We start from the raw sequence: 25,950 nt of genomic DNA, 5'->3' as shown, positions 1-25,950 counted from the left end.
TGGGATAGATGGAGGAGCAAACCAAGCTGAAAACCGCCTTGATTGTGGACGATGAGCCCGTCGTCCGTTCAGGCATCAGTAGGATTGTCACCCATATGGGCCTCAAGCCCGATGACGCCGCAGATGGCAAGGAAGCCATCTCCAAAATGTCGGATTCCTATTTCGACATTATTTTTCTGGATGTCCGCATGCAGGGCATGGGCGGCATGGAAGTCCTGGGATGGATCAAGGATAACAACATAAGCTCCCTGGTGGTCATGATCACCGGCGTCACCGAGCCGGACATAATCATTCAGGCCATGAAAATGGGGGCCTTTGACTATCTGGCCAAACCCTTTGGCGTGGACGATATAGAAAATATCATCCAAAGGGCCGAAAAAGCCTCCGCCCCTCCGGCGCAAACCATCGGCATTCCCAAAAGCAAAGGCCTGCAGGCCGGGCCGGACAGGATCATGCTGGGCTCCAGCCCGGTCATGCAAAACCTGTTCTCCCGCATGCTTAAGGTGGCGCCTACGGACGGCACGGTGCTCATCACCGGAGAAAGCGGCACCGGCAAGGAGCTGGTTGCCCGGGCCATTCACTATCACAGCCGCCGGCGCGAAAACGAATTCGTGCCCGTGGACTGCTCCGCCCTGGTGGAAAACCTCTTGGAAAGCGAGTTGTTCGGCCACGTTAAAGGCTCGTTCACCGGCGCCCTGCAAAGCAAAAAGGGCCTGTTCGAACTGGCCAACCACGGCACCTTCTTTTTTGACGAAATTTCCAACCTGTCCATGGACATCCAGGCCAAGCTCCTGCGCGTCATCCAGGAGCGGGAATTCACCCAGGTGGGCGGGGCCGTCCGCATCAAGGTGGATTTGCGAATCATGGTGGCCTCCAACCGGGATTTACGGGCCGCCATCGCCGAAAACAAGTTCAGGGAAGACTTGTTTTACCGCTTGCACGTCATCCCCATCCATCTGCCGCCTTTAAGGGAAAGAGGCAAGGATATCGAGGAACTGGTCAACTATTTTGTGCTTCACATGTCCCGGAAAATCGGCAGGGAAGCCCCCAAGGTCTCCCGCGAGGCCATGGACGTGCTCCTTTCCTACGCCTGGCCGGGCAACGTCCGGGAGTTGGAGAACACCATTGAGCGCACCCTGATCCTGAAGGACGACGCCGTTATCAAACCCGAGCATCTGCCCCAGGACATCCGCCAGCAGCCGCCCGACCTTCGGTCCTTTTCCGATAAAATGGTCAGCCTCAAGGATCTGGAAAGGGATTACATCCGGTTTGTGCTGTCCCGCACCAACGGCGGCATTCAAAAGGCGGCCGGCATTCTGGGGATCAACCGGAAAACCCTGTCCATGAAAATGAAAAAATACGGGCTGTGAACTAGGCAAAGCCATTGGGCGGCTCGGCGCAGCTTGCCGTCCAATGGCGCGGCAGGACCTGTGTTTTCCCCTTGTCGTATCTCTGAAAGAGGTTTAAAATATTCGTACCATTTCTGCAGTCGAAGCAGAGTTCTTTTGCCGATTTTCCCATGAGAGGCGCCAATGCTAAAAAGAGTTCCCATCACCGGCCTGCTGGTTTGTTGTCTTGTCCACCTCTGTCTCATAACCCCGTCCTTTGCGCAGGAGAAGGTCAACAGCATCCTGCCCTTTCCCACCGCCAACAGCCTGTTCGACTCCTGGACTCCTGACGGAAGCACCTTTTATTTTGTGGGCGATTCGGGAACCATCATCAAATACGACGGAACAAATTTCGAGTTCATGGACTCGCCTACTAATGTCCCGCTGTTTTGCATCCACGGAACCTCGGAAACGGATATCTGGGCCGCCGGCGGAGACGACTACAGCACCAATAATCTGGAAAAAGCGGTTTTTCTTCATTACGACGGCTCAACTTGGAGCTCCGTCCCGGCTCCTGTTTTCTTAGGGAGCGACACCTATCCTCCGGATGACATCCACGCCATCGCCCCCGACAACGTGTGGGCGGCGGACGAACGCTCCGCCTATTTGTACCATTGGGATGGAAATTCCTGGAGCGTGGACTATGTCAGCGGCCTGTATTTGGGCGTCGGCCTGGACTCCGTCCATGCTTTTGCGGCGGATGACGTCTACGCCGTGGGATGGTACGGGCAGATAATCCATTATGACGGCAGCGCATGGACCATTCAAAAGCAAGAAGGAGAGCCGCCCTTCAATTTCAGCACGAACTTTTTGGACGACGTCTGGGGGCCGGACGCCGACACGGTTTTCGCCTGCGGCAATTACGGCCAGGTGTATAAGCTGAACAAAGCCGCCGGAAACTGGATTGAGATATCCAATCCCATAACCTATACCGTGCCTGTTTCCATGCAGAATACGCAATTGACCTCCATTTCCGGGACTTCCGGTTCGGACATGTATTTCACGTCTTACTCCGGCTCCGTGTATCATTGGAACGGATCGGGCTTCACGGAAATTCCTCCCTCCGAATATTGGAAGCAAAATGTTATCCGCCAAAAGTCGGACGGCTCGTATCTCATCGCAGGAGATAACGGACGCCTGGAAACCTATAGCCCTGTAAACGGCTGGCGCGAGGAGTCCCGGATTCCCACGGTCAAAAAGGATTTTACCCGTGTTTCTTGGGGAGAGGATCTGTGGTTCGCCCCAGGATGGATCAATTCCGGGGAAGGGGTGTTCGCCTGGAACAAAGGGTCCATGACCGAGCATCCCCTGCCTATCGGCGAAAATAAGCAGGCCCATGTCACAGGTTTGAGAGCCTTTGCAAAGGACAATGTGTGGGTGGGCTTGCAGCCCATGGACGGCAGTTATTCCTATGGCGCTTTTCATTACGATGGAGAGTCCTGGACCTCCTGGAAACCGAATAATGCCGGAGTTCCGTTGGCTATGACCGATGTCCTGTATACGGAGTCCGGAGATATGTTCATTATTTTAGGCGGGTTGGACGGTGGATTACCAAGAAAGATCGTCAATGGGGATCAGGTCGACGGCTATAATGACCCGGACTTTGACTCGTATTATAGCTTGGCGCAGGGCTCGGACGGCAAAGTGTACGCCGTGGGACAAAACGGGAAAATTATCTCTTATTCAGGCGGCGCTTGGACGGAAGAAGACTCCGGCGTGACCACCAAACTGGCGTCCGTTGCAGCAGGGGACGGGTACGTTTACGCCGTGGGCGGGTCCGTCGCCATATACAAAATGGACGGCGGCGCCTGGACTCCGGTTTCCGCTCAGGGGATATACTCCTACGATACCTTTAGCATGGTTTCCTACTTGGGCGCCGGCAAGTTCATTGCCAGCCTTAATACTTACAGCGGCTACATAGGTGGGGACCGCGGATATTTGTATCAGTTTGAAAATGGACAGGCCACGCTGATTGACGGCTGGATGTCTCAAAATTTATGCGGAGTGGTCGCTACGGATTCCGGCCAATGGTATGCTTCAGGGGATGGTGCGGTAGTCCTTTCATCAGGAGTGATTCAAAAAGGAGATATTGACATGAACGCCTCCCTGGACGTGGGGGACGCTATCGTTTCCCTGCAACTGCCCGGCATGAGCGCGGGCTCCTTTTCAAGGGCCGACTGGGCTTTTGAGGCCACGGACCCGGACGGCGACGATAAAGTCACCGTTAAGGACACCCTGTTCGTCCTGCAGCGCATAGCGGGCGTCAGGGATTAGGCAGGCGGTCTGCACCCTAATGTATAAATACGCAAGAAGACTCTGGGTCCCCGTTTCCGGGAGTGTGTCATCATGATTGCATAACAGCCGCAATCATACCGCCGCAACCCCTCCACGGGGATGACAGAAAACCTTGGCCGTCGTTGTGGGTGGCCCAGGCAAGGCTTTTTTTGCCTGGGTTCGAAAGAACAAAAGGCGCGGCCGGGAAAGATTGCAGAAATTGGGTATGATTGGCGGGTGCACGGACCTGCTTGAATTCATGCTTTTGTTTGGTTTTGGAAAGGGCTTTCGTCCGCAGGAGATAGATGATTTCTATCAAACCAAAGGCCGATTAAGGAAGTCATTCTTCCCTAATCGGCCTTTTAAATCTTACAGAGATTGGCCCCGGTTTAGAAATACACCTTCATGCCTGCTCCGATGGAAAGGGAGTTCAACTCCACGTCCTCCTGGCGGTCGCGATTTCCGGGGCTCTTGATGACAAACTCCTCCTCGTACCAGGTGTACTTTCCGTCAATGTCAAAGGAGAGATTGTCCGTCACATCAATTTCCATGCCCAGGTTGGCGTGAAATCCAAGCCCGTCGTCCGGGTCGATGGATGTTCCTTTGGCCAGGTTTCGGGAATAAAAATCGGACATGTCAAAGTCGTTGAAGAAGTAGCTCAGACCCGCGCCGATGTACGGGCTGAATCCGCCTTCGGAAGGCATGTGAGCCCGAAAGGTGAGCAAAAGCGGAACCTGCTCCAGTTCCCCTTGTTCGATTTTTGTACCCGGAACGTCCAGCTCCATCTCGTATTTGGCGTAGGCCAGGGTCAGTTCCGTGGAAAAATACTGGTTGAAAAAGAAGGTCATGTTGACGCCGGGCATGGCCGTGGCTTCAAAGGTCTGCTCGGTGGACGCAACGTCGTCCACGTCGTAGTCCAGCGTTTTAAGAAAAGAAACTTCCGCGCCGACGCCGAACTTCCAGGTGCGCTCTCCCTCGGCGTACGCCCCTGTACATAAGGAAAAAAAGCAAATGGCGCAAACAGCTATTAAGAGTGTCTTCTTCAAGTTATCCTCCTGTAATGACTTGTGCTCGATTTGAGTGCAGCGATTGAAGAATATTAAAAACAAAAGCCCCTAAAGAGTCAAGAAATAATGCTTAATAGGCCAGCCGCGGGGCAGGGCGGGCGCCCCGAATGGATTGGGCATACGAAATCAAGTGGATAAAGCATTTTGAAGGGGCGGGATCATCCATTCCGATCCAGGCCCGAAACAGGCAAAGCCCTTGACAAAAACAGGGCTAAAATATAGATAAACCCGGATGGATACAGGAAAAAAATGGCCGGTGACGCTGGCCACCGGCTTTTATGTGGGGCTTATTCCCAAAGGCCCTGGCACCTTCGGGACCTTATGGGGAATTCCGCTTGCCTGGATCATGTGGCAGGTCTGGCAATGGCAATGGCTTGCAGCGGCGGTCCTGGCGGCCGCGTTTATCGCCGTCTCCGTGCCTATAGCGGATAAGGCCGCCAAAGCCATGGGCGCCAAAGATCCGGGCGCCATCGTGATTGACGAAATCGCGGGATACATGGTGACCCTGTTCGCCGTGCCGTTTTCGTTCAAGGCGGCGGTCGCGGGGTTTATCTTGTTTCGGATATTCGATATTTTCAAGCCGCCCCCGGTCAGCACGCTGGATGAGAATCTTTCCGGCGGGCTGGGCATTGTTGCGGACGATCTGGCGGCCGGGGTGTACGCCCATATTCTTTTACGAATTTTTCTCCATTATTTTTAATGGATTAATTGTTTTGCAAGGGCCTTTATGACCCGGAAGCTCCGTACATTCATCGCCGTGGAAATCCCCGAAGAGGTTAAGCAGGCCGTAAGCCGGGCTCAGGGAGGGTTTAAGGCTTCCGGGCTTCCTTTCCGCTGGGTCAATCCCAAAGGCATGCACCTGACCCTAAAGTTTTTAGGCGACGTCCTGCAATCCGATATTGACGGAGTCGTGCAGGTCATGAAAGAATGCACGGCCGGGTTTGCGCCAATGACCTTTAATGTAAATGGCTTTGGGGCTTTCCCGAATTTTTCCAAAGCCCGGGTTTTGTGGACCGGCCTGGCAGGGGATGCGGCCGGCCTGGCCAAGCTGGCCTCCTGTTTGGAGCAAGGCCTGGAGCCCTTGGGCTTTGAAGCGGAAAACAAGCGGTTCAGCGCCCACATCACGCTGGGAAGGGCCAAGGGACGGATCGACCCCAAGGCCCTGCTGCAGGCCGTTGAAAAAGCCGGATCACTTGAAACCCAGAAATTTACTGTGGACCGCATCATTCTGTTTAAGAGCGACTTGCGCCCCACAGGCGCAGTGTATACGGCGCTTGCCCATGCTTCTTTTGGACGAAACGGCTAATTAGCCGATTAGATAGCTAAAGCGGACAGGGACGGCCCATTTCTCGACACCAGAAAATCTTATCGTTCAAAGGGACGGAGGAAGAATATGGCAATCACTGAGGACAAAACCAAAGCCCTGGATACAGCCATAAGCCAGATTGAGCGCCAGTTCGGCAAAGGGTCAGTCATGAAGTTGGGCGACCAGGTCGCCATGAAAGTGCCGGTCATTCCCACGGGCTCCATTGCCCTGGATCTGGCATTGGGGATCGGCGGGCTTCCCAGAGGCCGGATTGTGGAAATCTACGGCCCGGAATCTTCCGGTAAAACCACCCTGGCCCTCCATGCCGTGGCCGAGGCCCAGGCAAGGGGCGGCGTGGCCGCCTTTGTGGACGCCGAGCACGCCCTGGACGTGAGCTACGCCAAGAAATTGGGCGTCAATTGCGATGAACTGCTGGTTTCCCAGCCCGACACGGGCGAGCAGGCCCTGGAAATCGCCGACATGCTGGTGCGCAGCGGCGCCGTGGACATCCTGGTCATCGACTCGGTGGCGGCCCTGACCCCCAAGGCGGAAATCGAAGGCGACATGGGCGACTCCCACATGGGTCTCCAGGCCCGCCTCATGAGCCAAGCCTTGCGCAAGCTCACCGGCACCATCAACAAAACCCGCACATGCCTGATTTTCATCAACCAGATTCGTATGAAAATCGGCGTGATGTTCGGCAACCCGGAAACCACCACCGGCGGCAACGCCCTTAAGTTTTATGCCTCCGTGCGTTTGGACATCCGCAGGATCGGCGCCATCAAGGAAGGAACCGAATCCGTGGGCAACCGGGCCAAGGTGCGCGTGGTTAAAAACAAAATGGCGCCTCCTTTCAAGGAAGCCGAGTTCGACGTCATGTACGGCGAAGGCATTTCCAAGACCGGCGACTTGCTGGACGCGGGCGTCAATCTGGAAATCATCGATAAAAGCGGCGCATGGTACTCCTTTGACGGAGAACGCATCGGCCAGGGCCGGGAAAACGTAAAACGCTTTTTCAAGGAAAACCCGGACGTATACGACAAAGCCTTGAAAATGATCAGGAACAAGCTGGGCATCGGAGACGATGCGCCCGAAGAAGCCCAGGAAACCGCGCCGGAAGAAAACAACGGCGGCAAAAAGAAAAAGTAAATAACAACCTTAACAACTTGCCAGTGTGTGAGCAGCTCCGGTGCAGGCCTTTTTAAAACAGGCGGCAAGCCCGCGGGTCTGCCGGAGGCGGGAGAAATCATGACCGGTAACGAAGTCCGCTCCGCGTTTTTGGAGTATTTCAAGAAAAATGACCACAGAGTGGTTAAAAGCTCGTCCCTGGTTCCCCAGGACGATCCCACTCTTCTTTTTACCAATGCAGGCATGGTGCAGTTCAAACGCACTTTCCTGGGCGAAGAGAAACGCGACTACACCCGGGCTGCAACATCCCAAAAATGCGTCCGGGCGGGCGGAAAGCACAACGACCTGGAAAACGTGGGCTACACGGCCCGCCATCACACCTTTTTCGAGATGCTGGGCAACTTTTCCTTTGGAGATTACTTCAAGGAACTTGCCATTGAACTCTCCTGGGACCTGTTGGTCAACAAGTTCGGCCTGCCTGCGGACAAACTCTGGGTCTCCATCTATCTGGACGACGACGAAGCCGGGCTCCTGTGGCGCGATAAAATCGGCGTGCCCGAAGAGCGCATCGTGCGTCTGGGCGAAAAGGACAACTTCTGGTCCATGGGCGACACCGGCCCTTGCGGTCCGTGCAGCGAGATCCACATCGACCGGGGCGAGGCGTTCGGCTGCGGCAGCCCGGATTGCGCGGTGGGCTGCGACTGCGACAGGTACCTGGAAATCTGGAACCTGGTGTTCATGCAGTACAACCGGGACGAAACCGGCAAGATGACTCCCCTGCCCAGGCCGAGCATCGACACCGGCATGGGCCTGGAGCGCATTTGCTCCATTTTGCAAAACGCCGGCACCAACTACGGCACCGACTTGTTCACGCCCATTTTCAACCGCATCGGCGAGCTTTCCGGCAAAAAATTGGGCGACTCCAAAACCGACGACGTGTGCATGAAGGTCATCGCCGACCACAGCCGGGCCGCCGCCTTTCTGGTGGGCGACGGCATTTTGCCCTCCAACGAAGGCAGGGGCTACGTGCTAAGGCGCATCATGCGCCGGGCCATCCGCTACGGCCGCCAGTTGGGCTTTAACAAGTCCTTTTTGCACGAAACCGTGGCCGCGGTCTGCGACTCCATGGGCGGCGCCTATCCGGACCTGACGGAAGGCCGGAGCTTTATCACCAACGTCATCGTGAACGAAGAAAACCGCTTCTCCGAAACCCTGGACAAAGGCCTGAGCGTTTTGAACGACGCCCTGGGCGAGATGGAAGCCAAGGGCGAAAAGGAAATCAGCGGCGAAGTTATTTTCAAGCTGTACGACACCTACGGATTTCCAGTGGACATCGTGGAAGACGTGGTTCGGGACAAGGGCATTGTCCTGGATCGGGACGGCTTTGAAACCCGGATGAAGGAGCAAAAGGAAAAATCCCGCTCCACCGTGGCCTTTGAAGGCGCAGGAGAAGCCTTCGCCAGCCTGTCCAGCCAGGGAATCAAATGCGAGTTCCAGGGATATCACGGCACCTCCGGCTGCTCCAAGGTCCTCCTGGTTGTCAAGGACGGCAAGGAAGTCCAGGAGGCTCAGGCCGGCGACGCGGTCTCCGTGGTTACGGAAGCCACGCCTTTTTACGGCGAGTCCGGCGGCCAGATGGGCGACCTTGGTGTGATCACGGCGGACGGCCTGGAACTGGAAGTGGTCAAGACCCTGAAAGACCCCACGGGCCTGATTATCCATGAAGGCAAGGTGGTCAAAGGCAAAATCGCCAAGGGCCAGAACGTGGACCTGAAGGTGGACGAAGCCGCCCGCCAGGCCACGGCCCGGAATCACACGGCCACTCATTTGCTGCACGCAGCCCTGCGCGAGGTGGTAGGCGATCATGTCAAGCAGGCGGGCTCGTTGGTGGGGCCCGAACGTCTGCGTTTTGACTTCACCCATTTCTCTCCGCTGACGCCCGAAGAAACCGTCAAGATCGAAACCCTGGTCAATGAGCGCATTCGCGACAACCTGGACGTCAACACCGTGGAAATGGACGCGGATCAGGCCCGGGAATCCGGCGCCATGGCCCTGTTCGAGGAAAAATACGGGGACACCGTCCGGGTGGTTTCCATGGAAGGCTTTAGCAAGGAGCTTTGCGGCGGCACCCATACCGAGCGTTCCGGCGACGTGGGATTTTTTGTGATCGTGGGCGAATCCAGCGTGGCCGCCGGCGTGCGCCGCATCGAGGCGTTGACCGGGGCGGGCGCCGTGGAATACGTGCACGGCCTGATGAGCAACCTGAACAAGGTTTCGGGCCTGCTAAAGGAAAAGCCGGAAACCCTGCCCGATAAGATCGAAAAGCTCCTGGCCCAGAACAAGCAGCAGGAAAAGGAAATCAACGCCCTCAAAGCCAAGATTGCAGCCAAGGCGTCCGAGAGCGTGGACGACGAAATCCGGGAGGTCCGCGGCGCAAAGATGATCGCCAAAAAGGTGGAAGTGGACTCTCCCGCGGCCATGCGGGACCTGGCCGACAAATTCAGGGACAAATTGCAGTCCGGCATCGTGGTGCTAGGCAGTGAGGTTAACGGAAAGGCCTTGCTCATTGTCATGGTAACCAAGGACCTGACCAAGCAGTTTCAGGCCGGAAACATCATCAAACATGTCGCCAAGGAAGTTGGAGGGGGAGGCGGAGGCCGGCCGGATATGGCTCAGGCAGGAGGCAGCAAGCCGGAAAATCTCTCCCAGGCCATGGAAAAAGCCTATCAGATCGTAGAGGAGATGTAGCGCCCGCGATCGACCGGAGAGAATTTTGGGAATCGACCCGTTTGAAAAGCGTATACTATTCGTAACAGGCAAGGGGGGAGTTGGCAAAACCACAGTCGCTGCGGCCTTGGCTTATGCAGCCAGGGACCGGGGTATGAGCGTCTGTTTGGTGGAGGTCACTCCCTCGCCTAACATGCGCATGATCTTCGGGCGGGAGATTCCCGTGTACAAGGAAATCGAGGTGGACCGAGACCTTACGGTCCTCAGCATCGAACCCTTCCGGGCCTTGCACGAATACGTGGGCCTGCAACTGAAGATCGGCGGCGCCGCCCGATTGATCCTGAACAACCGGCTGCTCAATTACTTTCTCAACACGGCTCCCGGCTGGCGCGAACTCATCACCGTCGGAAAAATCTGGCACCTGTACGACATGAAGGTCAAATGGTCCAACAGGCCGCGCTTCGACCTGATTGTGGTGGATTCTCCGGCCACGGGCCACGGCCTGAGCTTTTTAAAAGTCCCCTCCGTGTTCATGAACATCATCAAGATGGGCAGGATGCAGGGGCAGACCGCGGACGTCCAGAGGATGCTCACGGATCCCAAAATTTCGTTGTTGAACGTGGTCACTCTGCCCGAGGAAATGCCGGTCAACGAGTCCATAACCTTGCTGAAGACCGCCAAGGAGGAGTTGGGGATTCCCACCGGGATCACCTTTGTGAACAGCGTGTATCCGCCCTTGTTCGACGACGAGTCGCAAGACTCTTTTGACAAGCTGCAAAAGGACGGCAACGCCATGGAGCGGCTGAAGGAGGTCTTTCCCGACCGGGCGAAAGGCCTTTTGACCGCTTTGGAAAGCAGGCAGGCGCGGGTGGATCAGAGCGAATTTTACAAAAACATGGTGCTGGAAAAAATCGGGCCTCCCATCGTCTCCATCCCCCATCTTTTTCCCGGAAGGGTGGATAAGGAAGGCGTGCAAAAGGTGGCCGCCATTATCAGCCGGAACCTGAAGGAGGGCGTCTGATGCAGCTTTCCGACCTGGTCGCCGAAAAACACATCCTGGTTTGCTGCGGCTCCGGCGGCGTGGGTAAAACCACTATCAGCGCCTCGTTGGCCCTCTCCGCGGCCATGGCCGGTCGCAAGGTTCTGGTCTGCACCATCGACCCGGCCAAAAGACTGGCGGACTCCCTTGGTTTGAAAGAACTGGGCAACGAAGAAGCGCGCATACCGGACGAAGCCTTTGACAAGGCGGGCGTCAAGCCTAAAGGAGAGCTTTGGGGCATGATGCTGGACTCCAAGCGTACCTTTGACGACCTCATCCAGCGCATTTCGCCCAATGAGGAAACCAGCCGCAAAATTCTGGAAAACGGGTTTTATCAAAATATAACCACCGCCCTGGCCGGCAGCCAGGAGTTTTCCGCCATGGAAAAGCTGTATGAGCTCGCCGCCAGCGGAAAATACGACTTGATCGTCCTGGACACGCCGCCTTCGCGCCACGCGCTGGATTTTTTGGACGCGCCCAATAAAATGACGGCTTTTTTGGACGCCAAGGTCATCCAATGGGTGCTCAAACCTTATCTCACGGCCGGCAAGATGGGGTTCAAATTCGTCAACCGCACGGCCAAGGCCATGTTTTCCATCTTGGAAAAAGCCACGGGCAAGGAGACCCTCGCCGACATTGCGGATTTTTTTCTGGTGTTCGAAGGCCTGTACGACGGGTTTAAAGCCCGGGCCGCCAGGGTGCGGGAGCTGATGGAAGAGGACGGGACCGCCTTTTTACTGGTCACGTCGCCCCAATCCGGATCTTTAAGCGAGGCGGATTTTTTTGTGGAGAGGATCGAACAGGAAGGCATGGCCCTGGGCGGAGTGATTTTCAACCGCGTGCATACGCCGCCAACGGACCTGACCTCCAGGGAAGTGGAGGCCATGGGCGAAAAAGCAGCTTCTTCACTAAGGAAATATAAGCCGGCCGTGGAAGCCCTGGTCGCCAACCTGCGTTTGTTCATCCTGCTGGCCGAGGCGGATAAACGCGCCATAGAATCTTTTTTAACGCGCCTTCAAAAGGGCGTGGGAAGCGTCCGCGTGCCTTATTTACTGCATGACGTGCATGACATCGCCACGTTGTTGGATGTGGCCTCCTATCTTAAATTGCGGGTGTTAAGAGTGTAATTCGCCTGGAGGACGGGGGGGCGATCTTGGCAGGTGACCCATGGATTTGGAACGTCATTCAGTTCTCCTTGTTGTCCTTTCTGCAATCTTGGGCGTCATAAGCATTGCAGCCTTGGACGGGTATTACCTTGCCCTCAGCCTTTTTCTGATTTGCTTAATAGCCGCCGTCTCCCTGCATCTCCGCCAAAGAATTATTTATCATTATTGGGAAATTGTCGATGCGTTAGAAAACCTGGTCAATGGAAGCTATGAGCGCCGCCTGGACCCTGACGCGGGGCCGGGACCTTGGGCAAGGCTGGCTGGCGAGTTTAACAAGGTTTTGGACTCTTTGATTGTCTCAAAGGAGCTGGACGCCGGACGCCTTGCGGACGCGGAATCCAAGATGCAGCAGAAGACCCGGGAGTTGCTGGGCAAAACCGTCCAACTGGAAAAAACGCTTCTTTTGCAGCAAGAGGAAATCAACCACTATACAAATAAGATCCAAGAACTGCGGACGAGCGAAGAGCGGTTCAGGCGCATGACTCAATCTGCGCCCATAGGCATCTTTCTGGTCAATGAGCATGGGGTGACAACCTATGTCAATCCCGCTCTTAAAAGCATTTTTGAGCTGGAAGGGGACTGGGACCTGGAGAGAAACAAGCAAGGCGCCTTGCCTCCCCTGGAAGCCATCTCCACCGTGGAAAGCTGGCTTCAAGGCGTTTTGGAGGGGGAAGAGTATTCCCACGAAACCCAGATCTGGACCAACCGGGGCGCCATGCGCTGGATCAGTTTCGGCGCAACCCGTATTTTGGATCAGGCAGGCAATGTGCTTGGCTACGTGGGGGCCGTCGAGGATGTCACCGCGCTTAAGCTGACGGAACAGGCCCTGCGGGACAGCGAATTGCGCTACCGGGAGGTGGTGGAAAACGCCAATGAAGGCATTGTGGTGGTCCAGAACAACTATCCCGTCTTTTGGAACAAACAGGTGAGCGAATTATACGGCTACTCCCGAGAAGAGTTCAAAGGATGGGTTTTCGACTCTCATATCCATCCGGACGACCGCCGTATGGTTCTGCAAAAGCAGCATGAGTTGGTGGAGAGCGGGAGGAAGGCGGCCGTGCAGGCCTTCCGCATCATTTCCCGGGATGGAAACGAGCGCTGGGTGGAGCAAAGCAGCATAAAAATAATTTGGGACTCGGCCCCCGCCTTGCTGTGCTTCCAGAGCGACGTTTCGGAGCGGAAAAGTGCGGAAGAAGCCTTGCAGCGGGCCCACGATGCTTTGGAGATGGAGGTGGCCAGCCGAACAAGCGAGTTGTTGGCCGCAAACTATAAGCTGACGAACGAAATTGAAGAACGAAAACGCGGGGAAGCCGCTCTGCTGGAACATGAGAAATTGCTGCGCGCCACCATTGAGTCCACGGCGGACGGCATTCTGGTTGTGGACGAAAACGGCCGAATAACCCATTTTAACAGCTTGTTTAAAGAATTGTTCCGGATTCCTATTTCCTTGATGGCAGCCAGGGACAACACAAAGATTCTGGACCACATGGCGAGCCAGATAGAAAACTCCCACAACCTTAAACAGACCGTTTTTGAGACTTTTAAAACAGCCCAAACCACCCACGGCGCCCTGGTGCTGAAAGACGGCCGGGTGATCGAGGAGTACTCCAGCCCGCTTTCCAGGCAAAAGCCGGACGGCGGCAGGGTGTGGAGCTTCCGGGACGTCACCGCCACCAAGGAGTTGGAAAGCCAGTTGATCCGCTCTGAAAGGCTGGCCGCAACCGGGCAGTTGGCGGCCTCGGTCGCCCATGAAATCAATTCTCCTTTGCAGGCCATCACCATGATGCTGGGCGCCATAAAACGTGAGTATGCGGATGACCGCGAATTGTGCAGCCAGATCGATCTGTTAAAAGGGGCGTTTTTAAATATTCGGGACACGGTGAAAAATCTCTTGGACCTGAACAGACCGGGCAAGGAAAAACGCCAAAAAACCAATATCAATCGGATTATTGAGGGTTCCGTAGGCCTGGGCGCCAGCTACCTCAAGAAGAGCCGTGTGGAGGTGAGCCTGGATCTGGATGAAAGCATCCCGGACATCCTGGCCTCGCCCCAGCAGATGAGCCAGGTGGTGCTCAACCTGGTGAACAATGCCGTGGAGGCCATTTCGGCGAACGCCGATGATTACGGGCCAGGCTTAAAAGGCGGCATTGTCGTCAAGACGCAGCGGAGGAACTCCAGCCTTGTCATGCAAGTCATGGATGACGGGCCGGGCATCGCCCCTGAGGATTTGAACAAGGTGTTCGACCCGTTTTACACCAGAAAGAAAAAAATGGGCATGGGGGTGGGGCTGTCCATCTGCCTGGGCATTATTGAGGAGCATAAGGGGACCATTTCCGCGGCGAACAATTCCGAGGGAGGCGCAGTCTTTACCATTACCCTGCCTATGGAAGACCTGCAGAGCCGGAATCCGGCGTCCTATCCTTCTTAAAAAGGTCAGGGGCAGGCGGGGAGGTAGATGACCACGCTGACGCCTCCTGCATTGCGGGGTTTGACGGTAATGAAGCCGTCGTGCTTCTTGACCACGGAATAGGCGATGGAAAGGCCCAGGCCCATGCCTTTTTGCCGTCCGCGGTCCTTGGTGGAGAAATAAGGATCGAAGATTTTCTCCAGGTTTTCCGGGTGAATTCCAACGCCCTGGTCCGAAATCGCAATCTTGATGTACTGTCCCTGGGGGAGTGGAACCTCTTCCTGATCGTTTTGGAGCGTCACCGTGGTGTTCTTGGCGCTGACGAAAATCTCGCCGCCCCTGGGCATGGCCTCCTTGGCGTTGGCCAGGATGCTCATAAAAACCTGCCGCATTTGCCCTTCATCCACCATGGCGTCCCAAAGGTCTTCGCTGTAGTTGCGCTGGAACTCCAGGCGGGACCCCATAAGGGCGAAGCTCATGGTATCCTGGGTGGACTCCATGATGGCGTTTTCGATGAGTTGGGTGACGGCGGTCCTTCTTCTGACGGGGGAGCCTCCCTGGGAAAATGTGATGAACTTGTTGGTCAGCCTGAAGGCCCGCACCGCAGCGTCCTTGGCCGCAAGCAGAGCCTGCTTGGAGGATCCATCAAGCGTTCCGTGCAACTGGGTCAGCTCCATGTTTCCGATGATGACCGTAAGCAAGTTGTTAAAGTCGTGGGCTATCCCGCCGGCCAGAATTCCTGTGGCGTCCAGTTTGCGGGTCCTGACAAGTTCCTCTTCCATCTGCCTTTTGTGAGTGACGTCCTCAATTCCGCAAATCACCTTTTCACTATGCCCCAACTCATCGGTAAGAGCCGAAAAATTGACGTTTGCGTCAAGGAACCTGCCATCCTGCTTCACAAACAGGAGCTCCACCCCGGAAGTTTGTCCGTTTTTTATGGTCTGGTCCAGGGCTTCCTGGAGAGCGGCTGCGCTCCCCTGCTGGGTGAAATCCAAGAGGTTGCAACCCAGGACATCCTGCGGCGAATAGCCCAAATAAGGCAGAATTTTCGGGTTGCAATCCAGGATTTTTCCTTGAGAGTCCGACAGAACTATAAGCGTAGGCGCGTTTTCAAAGGTTTGCCTGTATTTCCGTTCGCTGTCCGCCAGGGCCGCCTCCGCCAGCTTGCGTTTTTCCTCCGCTTCCATTTCTTTGGTCACTTCCGTAAGACCGCCAATGGAAATGCATATAAAATCATCCGGATAGCATTCTATTACTGCCTGATCTTTTAACCAAACAGTGCTTTTTCCCGGAGGCGCGACCTTAAAGACCGATTCGGTCTGCCCGGTCAGCTTTCCTTCCTCCCGAATCCTGTTTCGAGCCCCTAAAAGCTCCAGGCGGCTGATGGTTTGGTTGTTGAATGTGGAGCTGTACAGCCTCCGATCAATGATGCTTTCCGGGAAAACCTTGGATAGCTCATTGGGCTTGCAGGACATTATATCGCAGAAGCGGGGAGATGCGAATTCATACCATACCTTGCCGTCAGATTCATTCCAGGCAGCGACATAAGGGATCATCATGGCGCCAATGGATTCCAGAGACTGGAAGGCTTGTATGCAGTTGGCGACGCGCTCTTTTAAGGCGCGAGAGGCGTCCATGTTCAGGATGCGGCCTATATATGCGGCATCCAGCGGCTTATCCATGTTTGGGTGCTTCCGTGACATTGTACCAAGGGGTTTATTCAAGCGAACTCATATAGATGATCGTTGGGCTAGAAAATACTCTACTGCACGGGGTGTAGTCAAACGATTCTTTTCGGTTTTTTCTTATCTGGCCGAATTCTTGCAACATAATGCGTGAGCGCAAAGTTCCGCCACCGATTGAGAGGATGGCGAATAGCGATTATTTGAACCGTTTGGAGTTTTTTCGGATGCCTTCTGCCAATAAAGTCACTGAACTGCGCCGCGTCTATGATTTAAAAATCACTCTCATGGGGGCGGATCCCCATATTTGGCGGCGTTTGCAGGTTACCAGCGACACCACTTTAAATAAATTGCATCAGATAGTTTTGTCCATCATGGGCTGGTCCGGAACCCACCAGCACCGTTTTTCCATTGGAGGCAAAATTTACGGCATTCCAGCCCCGGATAATGATGCCGGCATGATCGGAGAGCAGGACGTGCGTTTATCTCACGTCGCCGCCAGACCCGGTAAACGTTTTGTCTATGAATACGACCCGGGAGACAACTGGCGCCTGGAGGTGCTGGTGGAGGATATCAGCGCCCTGGAGCATGAAACCCGCTATCCTGTGTGCACGGCCGGCGCTCGGGCCAACCCTCCCGAAAACATTGGCGGGATCTTTAGGTATTTCGATCTGTTGGAAGCGCTTCGGGACGAAAGGCATCCCGCCCATGATGTTATGGCGCAATGGGTCGGCAGGGACTTTGACCCCGGTTTTTTCGACCTGGAGGCCGCCAACGCCCGTCTGGCGCGAATTGCCTGAAAAAAGAGGCCGGCCTCGAAAAAAGGCCGGCCTCATGCATTGGCGCTTTGGGTTTAGAACTTGAGAGACCGGATAAAACAACCGGAATCGTCGTCGTCATCGCCTCCGGTGGATTTGGGATTTTCCGGAGCGGTCATGGCGTATCCCCCCGGGTCCACAATGGTCCCGTTGGCGACCCCGTCCGTATCTCCAATTCCTCCGTCCGTCAAAGTCAGGATAATGGTGTTGTTGTCCACGATGGTGATTCTATCCGTGGGGAATGCATAAAAGTCGCCTGCAGCGTCAAGTTTGTAATAGACTGCGTCGGACTGCCTGGGCGTGGGGAAGGTGATGGTTACATCCACGTCTGACCCGGCTGCAACTCCTTCTACGGTCACGCCGATTAAGCCGTCCACAAAGGGCAGGGACGGGGCGTCGCCTGCGTTGGGAAAGTCGGTCGTCTTATACGCTGTAATATCCGCAATGGTTCCAATGTCGCTGGACGCGCTTAAGTTTCCGGTTCCGGTGGCTGCGTTGATTTGGTTGCTGCCTTCCCAGATGGTGGGCGGGCAGAAGGCAATGCTGCCGGGGTTCAGGTTCGTGTCCACCTGGTCCTCCACAGAATCGTCGGCGGGGTCGATAATGAATACAGTGTGGTCCGTTCCGCTCGAGGAGAGCCAAACCAGTCCGTTTTCATCCATGGCTGCGCCGGTTTCGTTTCCGGCCAGGGACTTCCCTTCCAGGCCCGTCACCACATCGCCAACCGCACCGGTGGTGGGGTTGAAGGCCTGAAACACATTGTCCCCCCAGCCTTTGTATCCCACAAAATAGCCTTTTTCCGGGCTCACAACAGCCAGGCCGGAAAAGGCGCCGTAAGGATGGCTGCCGTCGGGGCCGTCGGGGCCGTCATCTATGAGCTTGGTTACGGTGTAGGCGTCAGGATCCAGGGTGAAAATTCCCCCTGCATACAGCATGGGGCTGTCGATGCTGGAGCCGGGGTACTTTCCAGTAGCGGCGATGTAGATGGTGTTGTTTTCAGGCAGGTATTGAATGACCTGGGGATTGGCGCCGTTCAGGACAATGCCATTGGGCGTCAAAGGGTCTCCGTTGGTGTCGATTTCCTGGCCCGTGGCCGTGTCGATTACGGCGACGTAGGAGGCGCTGTAGGGAGCCCAGCTATTGTCTCGATCCAATTGTTGCAGGAGCAAAAACAGTTTGCCGTCCACAATCACGCCGGTGTGCATTTCCGGAACGCCGTCGCCGTCATCATAGGCGGACAGGTCGATTTCTCCTGTTTTTGTCCCGTCCTGGGGATTGACGATCCAGCATTTGTCCGTTTCATACATGGGCATGTAGGCTTTTCCCGCGTTCAGGAAAATCATGTCGTGGGGGTTGCCGCTGGCAAGCCCGTCAGGCAGAACAGAAACTTGATAAATGGGATCCTCAGGGGCGCCGATAGCGAACTTGGTCAGGCTGTCCGTGTAGTATCTGCCGATAAGATAAAAGTACTGTCCGTAAGAGCGTATGATCCAATCGCTGGTGTCGGTGGGAAACAAGTCCACGTTCGCGTCTCTGGCGCCCAGTGTCGGATTGACGTCAATGACGGCGTGGGCTGCGCTGTCCCAGGTGGAAGCCGTGGTCTGGACCACCGCCTGTTGGCCGGCGGCATAGGCCTGTCCAGCGGCTAATAGTATTAAAACGCAGAACAAACCATGAAATTGGGACAAAAATTTTTCCATCATATCCTTCCCCTCGTATTTGGTAGGCCTATGGGGCCTGTTAATGTCACCGCTCCTTATGCCGATTTACAAAATTATCCCTCAAACTTTATGGTCAGGTAGTAGGCCCTGCCGGGCAGGGGATAGCCGTTATAATCCTCGTAACGCTTGTCCCTGAGGTTTTTACCTTGCAGTTCAATGGAAAATCCCTTGAACAGGTATGCCGCGCCAGCATTCAGTTCCTTTTTTTCCGGCGCTTCCAATAAGTTGGCGGCGTCGTAAAAATTACCCGCCTCGTAAAAGTATTCGCTGTAGATTTTAAAACCCTTGTAATGGAATTCCACTTTGCCCGAAGTCGCCCATTCGTAACGCCCGGGCAGCTTTTTGTTGTTGAAGGTGGAAATCTCGCTGGCGTTGACCGCGTCCTGCCACGTGGCGTTTCCTGAAACCGTGAACAGGTTCAGGAAATCGGCGGCGGCCTGGCTTTCCACTCCAGTGATTTCGGATTCGGAAATGTTGACGGATTTGCCTACTCCCCGGGAGTCGTATATGCGGGTGATGAGGTCATCCACGTCGTTTTTGAAGTAGGCGCTGGAAATATACACCCGATTGATGAGCGTCCAGCCCGTCAGGTAATTCACTTCAAATCCCACATCAAAATTGGTTCCCTTTTCCGCCTCCAACTCCTCGTTTCCGATGAAAAAGCCCCTGTCGCCGAACAATTCGAAAAACGAAGGCTCGCGAACATATTGGGCCGCGTTGGCTTTCAGGCTGATCCATTCCCAGGGTTTGACCTTAAGGCCGCATTGGGGCATCCAGTATTCGTCCTTGCGTTCGCTTTTTTCCAACTGGGAGCCCCACACGGTCGTTCCCGATTCCAGTTCGTCATCCAACCAGGCGTAGCGCACGGCCGGGGTGAGAATAACCCGTTGCGAGAGCAGCATCAGGGTGTCCTGGAGGGTGGCCACTATATAGTCCCGGTTGCTGTCACGAGGGTCATCCTCCTGCAACAAATCCTCGGGGCTGTAGTCTTCGTGCTGATATTCCATTTTGGCGGCCAGAATGTTGTAGTCGGAGATCCATTCCGTATACAGATCGCCGGTCCATCGCTGGGTGTTGTATTTGTTCAACTGCTTGCCGAGCCCCACGGAGCCTTCCTGGTCGTCGTATTTTTCCTCCTTGTCGCTGTAACTGATGCTGGCGGCCGTATTGAGCGCCAGAGGCGTGACGTTATTCAGCCCCAATCGCATGGTGGTGATGTTCCGGGAGGTGGTGAGATTGGTGGACGCCGTCTCCATGTTAATCCAGTTAGGCAGGTTCTGGTCCTTGAAGAAGTACTGGTTCACCAGGTCGAACCGGAGGTTGCGATTGGCGTCCCAGCCGGCCTTGGCCAGAACGTTGTATTGGTAGAACTCGGCGTTGTTCCGTTTTTGAATCTGGTCATCCACTTTGTTCCAGCTTGTTCCCATGTCATTTTTGAACTCAAAATCGTTGGCGCTGCCCAGATAATCGGCGGAGAGCAAAAAGTCGGCTTTTCCCGGCTTGTGATTGATGAATCCAAAGGCCTTTTTGGTGTCAAAGGAGCCGTAGCCCAGCCCTACGTTGTATTTGGTCCCTTTTTGGGCGCGGAGCGTCTTGATGTTGATTACGCCGCCGATCCCGGCCTTGCCGAAGCTGGCGGGGCTCACCCCCCGATACACATTGATGGAGGAAACGTCGGCAAGGCTGATATTGGAAAGGTCCACGCCTCCGCCCGAGGCGTCGTTCAGCAGAATGCCGTCCAGGTAGATCATCACCTGGTCGCTGGAAGACCCCCTGAGAGACACCGTGGAAAAACTGCCTAGCCCGCCCGACTGCTTGACCTGGATTCCGGCCTCCTTTTTCAGGACCTGAGCCAGGTTTTCCATCTTCCCTATAAACTGTTCCCTGGGGATCACGGTGAAAAAAGACGGGGCGTTCTCCTGGTCAACGTCTCCGGTCCGGAAGTCATCCGGCAGCCTTTGCGCGGTAACCACCATGTCGTTCAGCACGTAGTCGGCTTCCATTGCCTGTTTTTGCGCGGTCTCTTCCTCTCCCGGCGCCTCTTCGTTCTGGGCCCAAACCAAAGGGGAAATGCTCATGAACATAGTGAAAACTATGAAAAAAGTGAGGTCAAAAAACCTTCCGGTTCTTCTTTGAATGGTGATATTTCCAAATAACTTCATAGTTTAATCTCCTGAAAATAAAAAACCCCAACCACTAAAACATGGTTGGGGGACTGCACCCGTCTTCTTCATCACCCGTGGGGAAGCCATGAGGCTGTCAAGCCGCCGTCGATCTCTCGTCGAACAATGCACTTCCCGGCGTTAGGCAGGTTTTCTGACTTTCGGATCTTTCTAATGGCCGCGCCTTCCCATTTCGTTGGAAACAGTGGCTGATGCGGCGTTCGTCCCCGATTACAGCGGCGGGACCGCGCCGGATTTACACCGGCTTCCCATTTGGAGCCTTGAAGGCGCCTAACGCCCTATTTGAATCCTATAAAATACCGCCTAAAGGGGTGTCAAGCAGATTCGGCTTAAGTCAGCATGGAGCTGAAAAACAGCATAATATCCAGGACAGGATTTGAACAAAGGGTGCGGCGGATAAAAGGCGAAAAGCCGCTGTCAACAGCGCGGTTTAAAGGAGGGGACTAAAAACGCCCCGCGTTGCATGGCAATAGGCGGGGCGTTTCTATAAACCTGTTTACCAGCCTTTGGTGAAAACGATTTCGCGGATTTTGTCTTCGTTCTTTTTTTCCACCAAAAGCATTTTTTTTGCCTGGGCTTCCTTGATTTTTTCCATAAGGGATTGGATTTCGGCGGGCTTTTCCAAAAAATCCATGGCGCCCAGCTTTACCGCTTCAATGCCCTTTTCCAGGGAGGCGTGGCCGGTCATCAGGATGACCTGAAGCTCGGGATTGGCGGCCAGCATTTTTTTCAGGGTTTCAATTCCGTCCATTCCGGGCATGACCAAGTCCAGGATAACGGCGTCGTAGGATCCCAGGCTGGGGTTGGCAAGGGCTGCGGTCCCGCTTTCCGCGGTTTCCACTTCAAGCCCTTTGGAAGTGATTCTCTCGGAGAGGATGTCCAAAAAATCCTCGTTATCATCCACTAACAGCACTTTACCTTGGCTCATTGAATTTGCTCCTTATTATGAAATCTGTATCTATGCCGCCATCAGGGCGGGAATAATCAACTCCATGGAGTAGGTATTCCCGGGGACGAGGACTTCCGCTCCCATGCCTTGCAGGGCGCATTGAATAGTCGCCTGGCAAGTGGGAGGAAGTTCCGGATCATCCTCGCCAGCATCAAATCCCAACATGGCGCCTCCTTCATGAGGTTGGACATGGATGTTCAACTCTCTTCCCTTGCCCAAGCAGTCCAAAAAAATTTGCATGCAGGTGATCACCGCAGAGACCAGCCTGAAAGGGTCGGTTTCCACTTGAACGGGATCAGACGGAACATGGGCGTGAAGAAGGACCCCCCGCATCTGAAACAACCTGTCTATCAATACGATTATAAAACGGATCTCTTCTCCGATGTCCACTGTTTTTTTGCACAGATCCACTGTATGGGCGAACCGGTTCATGCGTTTGACAACGAGGTCGGCCTTTTCAACCTGTTTTACAATTCGGTCCGCCAGGCTTTTCATGCGGGCCGGATCCAGGGTGCGGCCTTGCTCTGCAGCCAACAGGAGGTCGCCTTGCAGGCCGGCGATTTCTTTTATAATCGCCAGGGAATTCTTGATTTCATGGGAGATGTTGGCTGTTACTTTGCCGAACAGGACTGCGCTCTCCCTATCCGAGTTATCAGGCATCCTAACCATCCTTATTCAGACAATGTACATGCGGCTTGAGCCGCCGCATCGATTTTTTCCATTAACAAACTGATTTTGACCGGCTTCATCAGGTAACAATTGGCGCCGGCCGCTTCGCTGGCTGACTTTTGCTCCTCGGAGCCGTAGCCGGTCAGGAAGACGAAACCCGTGTCCGGGCTAATTTCCTTGACGAGCTTCATGACTTCTATGCCGTCCATGCCGGGCATTCTCAGGTCGACGACCATCACGTCGTAATGACATTCCCGGGCCTTTTCAACGGCGGATTTGCCGCAGGTGACATAATCTGCATTGACCCCGCGCATGTTCAGACGTTCAGCCATGGCTGAAACCAGTTCCACTTCGTCATCCACCAGTAATATACGCATGATTTTCTCCTGTCAGACAGGTGAATCCTTTGTCTCCCGACAATCAGGCAGGCCTTTTCACAGGCAGGGTTACAACAAAGGTGGTTCCTATTCCTTCCTGACTGTCTACCTCTATGGAACCTTTCAGTTTTTTGATGATGCCATAGGTTATGGACAAACCCAGTCCGGTTCCCTTTCTTCCTTTGGTGGAAAAAAAAGGCTCGAAAATTAATTTCATGTGCTCTGGAGGCATGCCGCAACCATTGTCTTCAATCCGAACCGCCACTTGGTCGTCCCTGACGGAGTTGATATGGATTTCAATTTTCCCTCCATCCTCTACGGCTGCAAAGGCATTGTTCAAAATATTCAAAAAGACCTGTTGAAGCTGGCCGCGGTCGCTTTCGATGGCTGGCAGGTTCTCCTCCACCTCCAGCTTGACCTCTATCTCCCGATAGTGGGACTCTTTTTCCAAAAAGCCCAAGACGTTCTTGACCAGGTTGTCCAGGTAAATGGTTTCAAAATTGACGTCTATATGCCTTGCAAAGCCCAAAAGCCGGTGGGTGATGGTGCTGCATCGGTCCACGGATCCCAGGATGGATTGCACGATTTCGTGAGCCTTTTCCTTTTGGGGAAAATCCGGCGTCAGGTGGATTAAATCCTCCAAAAGCCCGGCTTTTTCGTTGATGATGGCCAGGGGATTGTTGATTTCATGGGCCACCCCCGCGGCCAGCCGTCCCAAAGAAGCCAGTTTGTTGGTGTACTCCACCTTGTGCAGGACGGCCTCGCGCCGCCTGTCCGCCTCATACACCGCGGAGACCAGATAGGTGCAAACCCCTAAAATCACTACAATCACCACCAGAGTGCTGATGACGAAAAAACCGATCAACTTGCCCCGCAAGGCCAGCCACCCGGTCAAAAGCCCCTGGGTCTGGTGCACATAAACGAACATGAACGGCGAATTGTCTATCTGGCGGCTGCCCATGATGATGGCCCGGCTCTGGGGATCTTCCAACTCCCTCACCGTGGTGTGGAACGACTCCATATTGGTCGTCCACTCCGCCTTTTGAAGCACGGACCCATAGAAACGGGAAGGCGTTTGCAGCACGCCTTCCGCATTGACCATGAAGGTGTCCGAAGCCGGACCGATGTTCAATGGTCTGGCCAGGTCGTTAAACACCTGGGTGTCAATGGTCGCCCGGACTATGTAATAATCCCCGTCCTCCGTATCGTGCTTGATGGCGATGACGAAATGAGGGTAGCCCCGGAAACCCATAAAGACGTCCGAAATATGCACGCCGCGAATCATGACCTCATGAAACCACGATTGGCGGGAGTAATTCTTCCCCTGCAAATCCAAAGGGCCGGCGTAAGATACCTGGATGCCCCGCGAGTTGATGAGGCCGATGTCGATAAAGCCCCCAAACACCTGCTTCAAGCGATACAAAAGCCGTGCCAACTCCCTGCCGTTGGAAAGCTCCTCCAGGGTCCTTTCCCGCACAACAAAGTCCAGGGCGCTCCGCCGCTCCTCCAGAAAAAAAGAAATGGTGCGGGCGGTATTGGACACCAGCCGGTCGGCGGGCGCAATGTTCTCGCTTTTCAGAACCTCTTGGTATTGATAGGCATTTATGACGGTGGTGATGATCAGGGGAAACAGGCAGACGCTGGTCATGACTATGACGCATTGCCACCACATGCGCCGGTAGTTGATAAAACTGCCGTGCGCCGGGTCTATCTCGAACTGCCTCCAGAATTTGGGCGTTATTCGCAGATTAAAAGGCATGAAAAATATCCCAGTCGGCTAAGACCGGCGGTGCGGCCGCCGGATTTAGCCGGGCCGGATTTAGCCGGCTTATTTCCTGATTTGGGCCTTCTTGTACGCCTCACGCATTTTTTCCGAAAGCACCTCGATATCCACGGGTTTTTCCAGATAAGTGAAGGCCCCCAGGTCCATGCACAGGTTTTTGTCTTTCTCGCTGCCGTGGCCCGTGAGGATGATTACCTCAATGCTCGGATGGCTCTGCTTGACTTTACGGAGCACTTCCATGCCGTCCATGCCGGGCATGTTCAGGTCCAGGACCATGACTTCGGGCTCGTCCTCCTGGATGAAGTCCAAAGCCTGCTGCCCGTCGTAAACCACGGCGGACCCCACATCGCGCATCAAGAGCCTGTCAGACAGGGTTTGAACGAATTCCTGCTCGTCGTCCACCAGCAGGACCTTGGACGGCGCCTCAAAATCATGCTTCCGGTAAATATCCGCCTTGTAAAAATCAGGTCCGACCTTGGTTTCCACGGAATTGACTCCTGATAAGTTGGAGGCGATGCTTTTCAGTTCATCTTCCAACTTGTTAAGCATGAGGGAATGCTTGTTGATGGTCAATGTTACGTTTTTATCCTTAACCTCAACGCCCACGCTGTGGCCTTCCTTGACCAGTGCGGTTTCCACATGAGCGGCGAGTACAAAGTCGTTCAGCGCGGCCAGGGATTCCTTGGTCGGCAACAGGACGTTTTTCTTGGCGTTTTTAACTATCAATGCAGCCGCTTCGTCCACGGAGCTTTTGTCCATGGGCAAAAAGATGTCGTACTGGTCTGGAATCCATGGCGCGGCGCCGGCGATTTTTTCACACCATTTGGTCAGGGCTTCCGCGTCTTTGTGCACCAATTTTTGGGCCTGGGCTTCTGAAACGCCTTCCTTTTGAACCGCATTCTTAATGCGAAAGGAAGCCTCGCCCAGAATTCCCACGGTCAAAACATGCGATATGTGGGAAGGAATGAGCTTGGCGGATTTACCGTATACAACCACCCCCTGCTCCCGGATCAACCCGGCGACCACGGCCTTCAAAAAGGCTATGGTTCTTTCCTGCTCATGGGTAAATGAATTGAACACGGAAATCTTGCCATTCATGGTCCGGATGAAACGGGAAGCCGGCACGCCGAACTGAGAAGCGGCTTCCTCAATAACCTCTTTGTCGCTGACAAAGGTATACTTCAGATTTTCGGCCGTTTTACGGGCCACGTCCTCAGCCTGGCAATAAGCGCCGGCGAAGATGCTGATCGTGGACATGGTTATTTC

At 54.7% G+C, this 25,950-nt stretch carries 19 protein-coding genes and 1 riboswitch; of the genes, 10 read left to right on the top strand and 9 right to left on the bottom strand.

The features are described 5' to 3' along the window. The first annotated feature begins 8 nt into the window (after window positions 1–8). Complete coding sequence (locus G491_RS0111665; protein WP_015947709.1) at window positions 9–1,370, top strand: sigma-54-dependent transcriptional regulator; 1,362 nt, start codon at window positions 9–11, stop codon at window positions 1,368–1,370. 162 nt (window positions 1,371–1,532) lie between these two features. After that, entirely contained in the window at window positions 1,533–3,662 is a 2,130-nt protein-coding gene (locus tag G491_RS0111660) for a hypothetical protein (RefSeq protein WP_028314733.1), read from the top strand. A 389-nt stretch (window positions 3,663–4,051) separates the two neighbouring features. Here the strand turns inward: G491_RS0111660 and G491_RS0111650 are convergent, their stop codons facing one another. Continuing rightward, the gene (locus G491_RS0111650) at window positions 4,052–4,708 is read right to left on the bottom strand and encodes an OmpW/AlkL family protein (RefSeq protein ID WP_028314731.1); all 657 of its coding nucleotides are present in this window, start codon (window positions 4,706–4,708) and stop codon (window positions 4,052–4,054) included. A gap of 253 nt (window positions 4,709–4,961) precedes the next feature. On the opposite strand from G491_RS0111650, the gene G491_RS0111645 reads away from it, so the two are divergent. The 7 genes from G491_RS0111645 (at window position 4,962) to G491_RS0111615 (ending at window position 14,523) form a co-directional block, all read left to right on the top strand. Further along, the gene (locus G491_RS0111645) at window positions 4,962–5,429 is read left to right on the top strand and encodes a phosphatidylglycerophosphatase A family protein (protein ID WP_028314730.1); all 468 of its coding nucleotides are present in this window, start codon (window positions 4,962–4,964) and stop codon (window positions 5,427–5,429) included. Between the two features lie 27 nt (window positions 5,430–5,456). Beyond that, window positions 5,457–6,035: an RNA 2',3'-cyclic phosphodiesterase gene (gene thpR, locus G491_RS30485; RefSeq protein ID WP_051327198.1), complete on the top strand. Its 579-nt coding sequence runs from the start codon at window positions 5,457–5,459 to the stop codon at window positions 6,033–6,035. 87 nt (window positions 6,036–6,122) lie between these two features. Next, complete coding sequence (recA, locus tag G491_RS0111635) at window positions 6,123–7,184, top strand: recombinase RecA (RefSeq protein ID WP_028314729.1); 1,062 nt, start codon at window positions 6,123–6,125, stop codon at window positions 7,182–7,184. A 99-nt stretch (window positions 7,185–7,283) separates the two neighbouring features. Further along, on the top strand, window positions 7,284–9,911 hold the full coding sequence (gene alaS, locus G491_RS0111630; RefSeq protein ID WP_028314728.1) for an alanine--tRNA ligase: 2,628 nt from the start codon (window positions 7,284–7,286) through the stop codon (window positions 9,909–9,911). A gap of 25 nt (window positions 9,912–9,936) precedes the next feature. Next, window positions 9,937–10,911 carry an ArsA family ATPase gene (locus G491_RS0111625; RefSeq protein WP_015947702.1) on the top strand — a complete coding sequence of 325 codons (975 nt, stop codon included), beginning with the start codon at window positions 9,937–9,939 and terminating at the stop codon, window positions 10,909–10,911. Continuing rightward, a complete protein-coding gene (locus G491_RS0111620) occupies window positions 10,911–12,056 on the top strand; it encodes an ArsA family ATPase (protein WP_028314726.1) in 1,146 nt (381 codons plus the stop codon). Before G491_RS0111625 ends, G491_RS0111620 begins: the two co-directional genes overlap by 1 nt. A gap of 40 nt (window positions 12,057–12,096) precedes the next feature. Further along, on the top strand, window positions 12,097–14,523 hold the full coding sequence (locus G491_RS0111615) for a PAS domain-containing sensor histidine kinase (protein WP_028314725.1): 2,427 nt from the start codon (window positions 12,097–12,099) through the stop codon (window positions 14,521–14,523). Window positions 14,524–14,528: 5 nt separating this feature from the next. On the opposite strand, the gene G491_RS0111610 is transcribed toward G491_RS0111615, so the two are convergent. Beyond that, window positions 14,529–16,184 carry a two-component system sensor histidine kinase NtrB gene (locus G491_RS0111610; protein WP_028314724.1) on the bottom strand — a complete coding sequence of 552 codons (1,656 nt, stop codon included), beginning with the start codon at window positions 16,182–16,184 and terminating at the stop codon, window positions 14,529–14,531. 227 nt (window positions 16,185–16,411) lie between these two features. Between G491_RS0111610 and G491_RS0111605 the strand changes: the two genes are divergently transcribed. Then, a complete protein-coding gene (locus G491_RS0111605; protein WP_015947698.1) occupies window positions 16,412–16,984 on the top strand; it encodes a plasmid pRiA4b ORF-3 family protein in 573 nt (190 codons plus the stop codon). A gap of 53 nt (window positions 16,985–17,037) precedes the next feature. On the opposite strand, the gene G491_RS0111600 is transcribed toward G491_RS0111605, so the two are convergent. From G491_RS0111600 to G491_RS0111570, 7 genes are all read right to left on the bottom strand, one after another. Further along, window positions 17,038–18,705 carry a choice-of-anchor U domain-containing protein gene (locus tag G491_RS0111600; protein WP_028314723.1) on the bottom strand — a complete coding sequence of 556 codons (1,668 nt, stop codon included), beginning with the start codon at window positions 18,703–18,705 and terminating at the stop codon, window positions 17,038–17,040. A 71-nt stretch (window positions 18,706–18,776) separates the two neighbouring features. Continuing rightward, entirely contained in the window at window positions 18,777–20,885 is a 2,109-nt protein-coding gene (locus tag G491_RS0111595) for a TonB-dependent receptor (RefSeq protein ID WP_028314722.1), read from the bottom strand. 127 nt (window positions 20,886–21,012) lie between these two features. After that, window positions 21,013–21,195, bottom strand: a riboswitch (cobalamin riboswitch). A gap of 207 nt (window positions 21,196–21,402) precedes the next feature. After that, entirely contained in the window at window positions 21,403–21,834 is a 432-nt protein-coding gene (locus tag G491_RS0111590; protein WP_015947695.1) for a response regulator, read from the bottom strand. A 30-nt stretch (window positions 21,835–21,864) separates the two neighbouring features. Beyond that, on the bottom strand, window positions 21,865–22,515 hold the full coding sequence (locus G491_RS33800) for a sensor histidine kinase (RefSeq protein WP_015947694.1): 651 nt from the start codon (window positions 22,513–22,515) through the stop codon (window positions 21,865–21,867). Between the two features lie 11 nt (window positions 22,516–22,526). After that, the gene (locus G491_RS30475; protein WP_015947693.1) at window positions 22,527–22,901 is read right to left on the bottom strand and encodes a response regulator transcription factor; all 375 of its coding nucleotides are present in this window, start codon (window positions 22,899–22,901) and stop codon (window positions 22,527–22,529) included. A 43-nt stretch (window positions 22,902–22,944) separates the two neighbouring features. Further along, entirely contained in the window at window positions 22,945–24,660 is a 1,716-nt protein-coding gene (locus G491_RS0111575; RefSeq protein WP_028314721.1) for an ATP-binding protein, read from the bottom strand. Between the two features lie 69 nt (window positions 24,661–24,729). Further along, window positions 24,730–25,941 (bottom strand): response regulator, encoded by a 1,212-nt coding sequence (locus tag G491_RS0111570; protein ID WP_028314720.1) that lies wholly within the window; start codon window positions 25,939–25,941, stop codon window positions 24,730–24,732. Between the last annotated feature and the right edge of the window lie 9 nt (window positions 25,942–25,950).

Origin of the sequence: Desulfatibacillum aliphaticivorans DSM 15576, assembly GCF_000429905.1 — a bacterium.
GTDB lineage: Bacteria > Desulfobacterota > Desulfobacteria > Desulfobacterales > Desulfatibacillaceae > Desulfatibacillum > Desulfatibacillum aliphaticivorans.
Note: the sequence above shows the minus strand (reverse complement) of the source record. Positions and strands in the feature narration are given on the sequence as shown.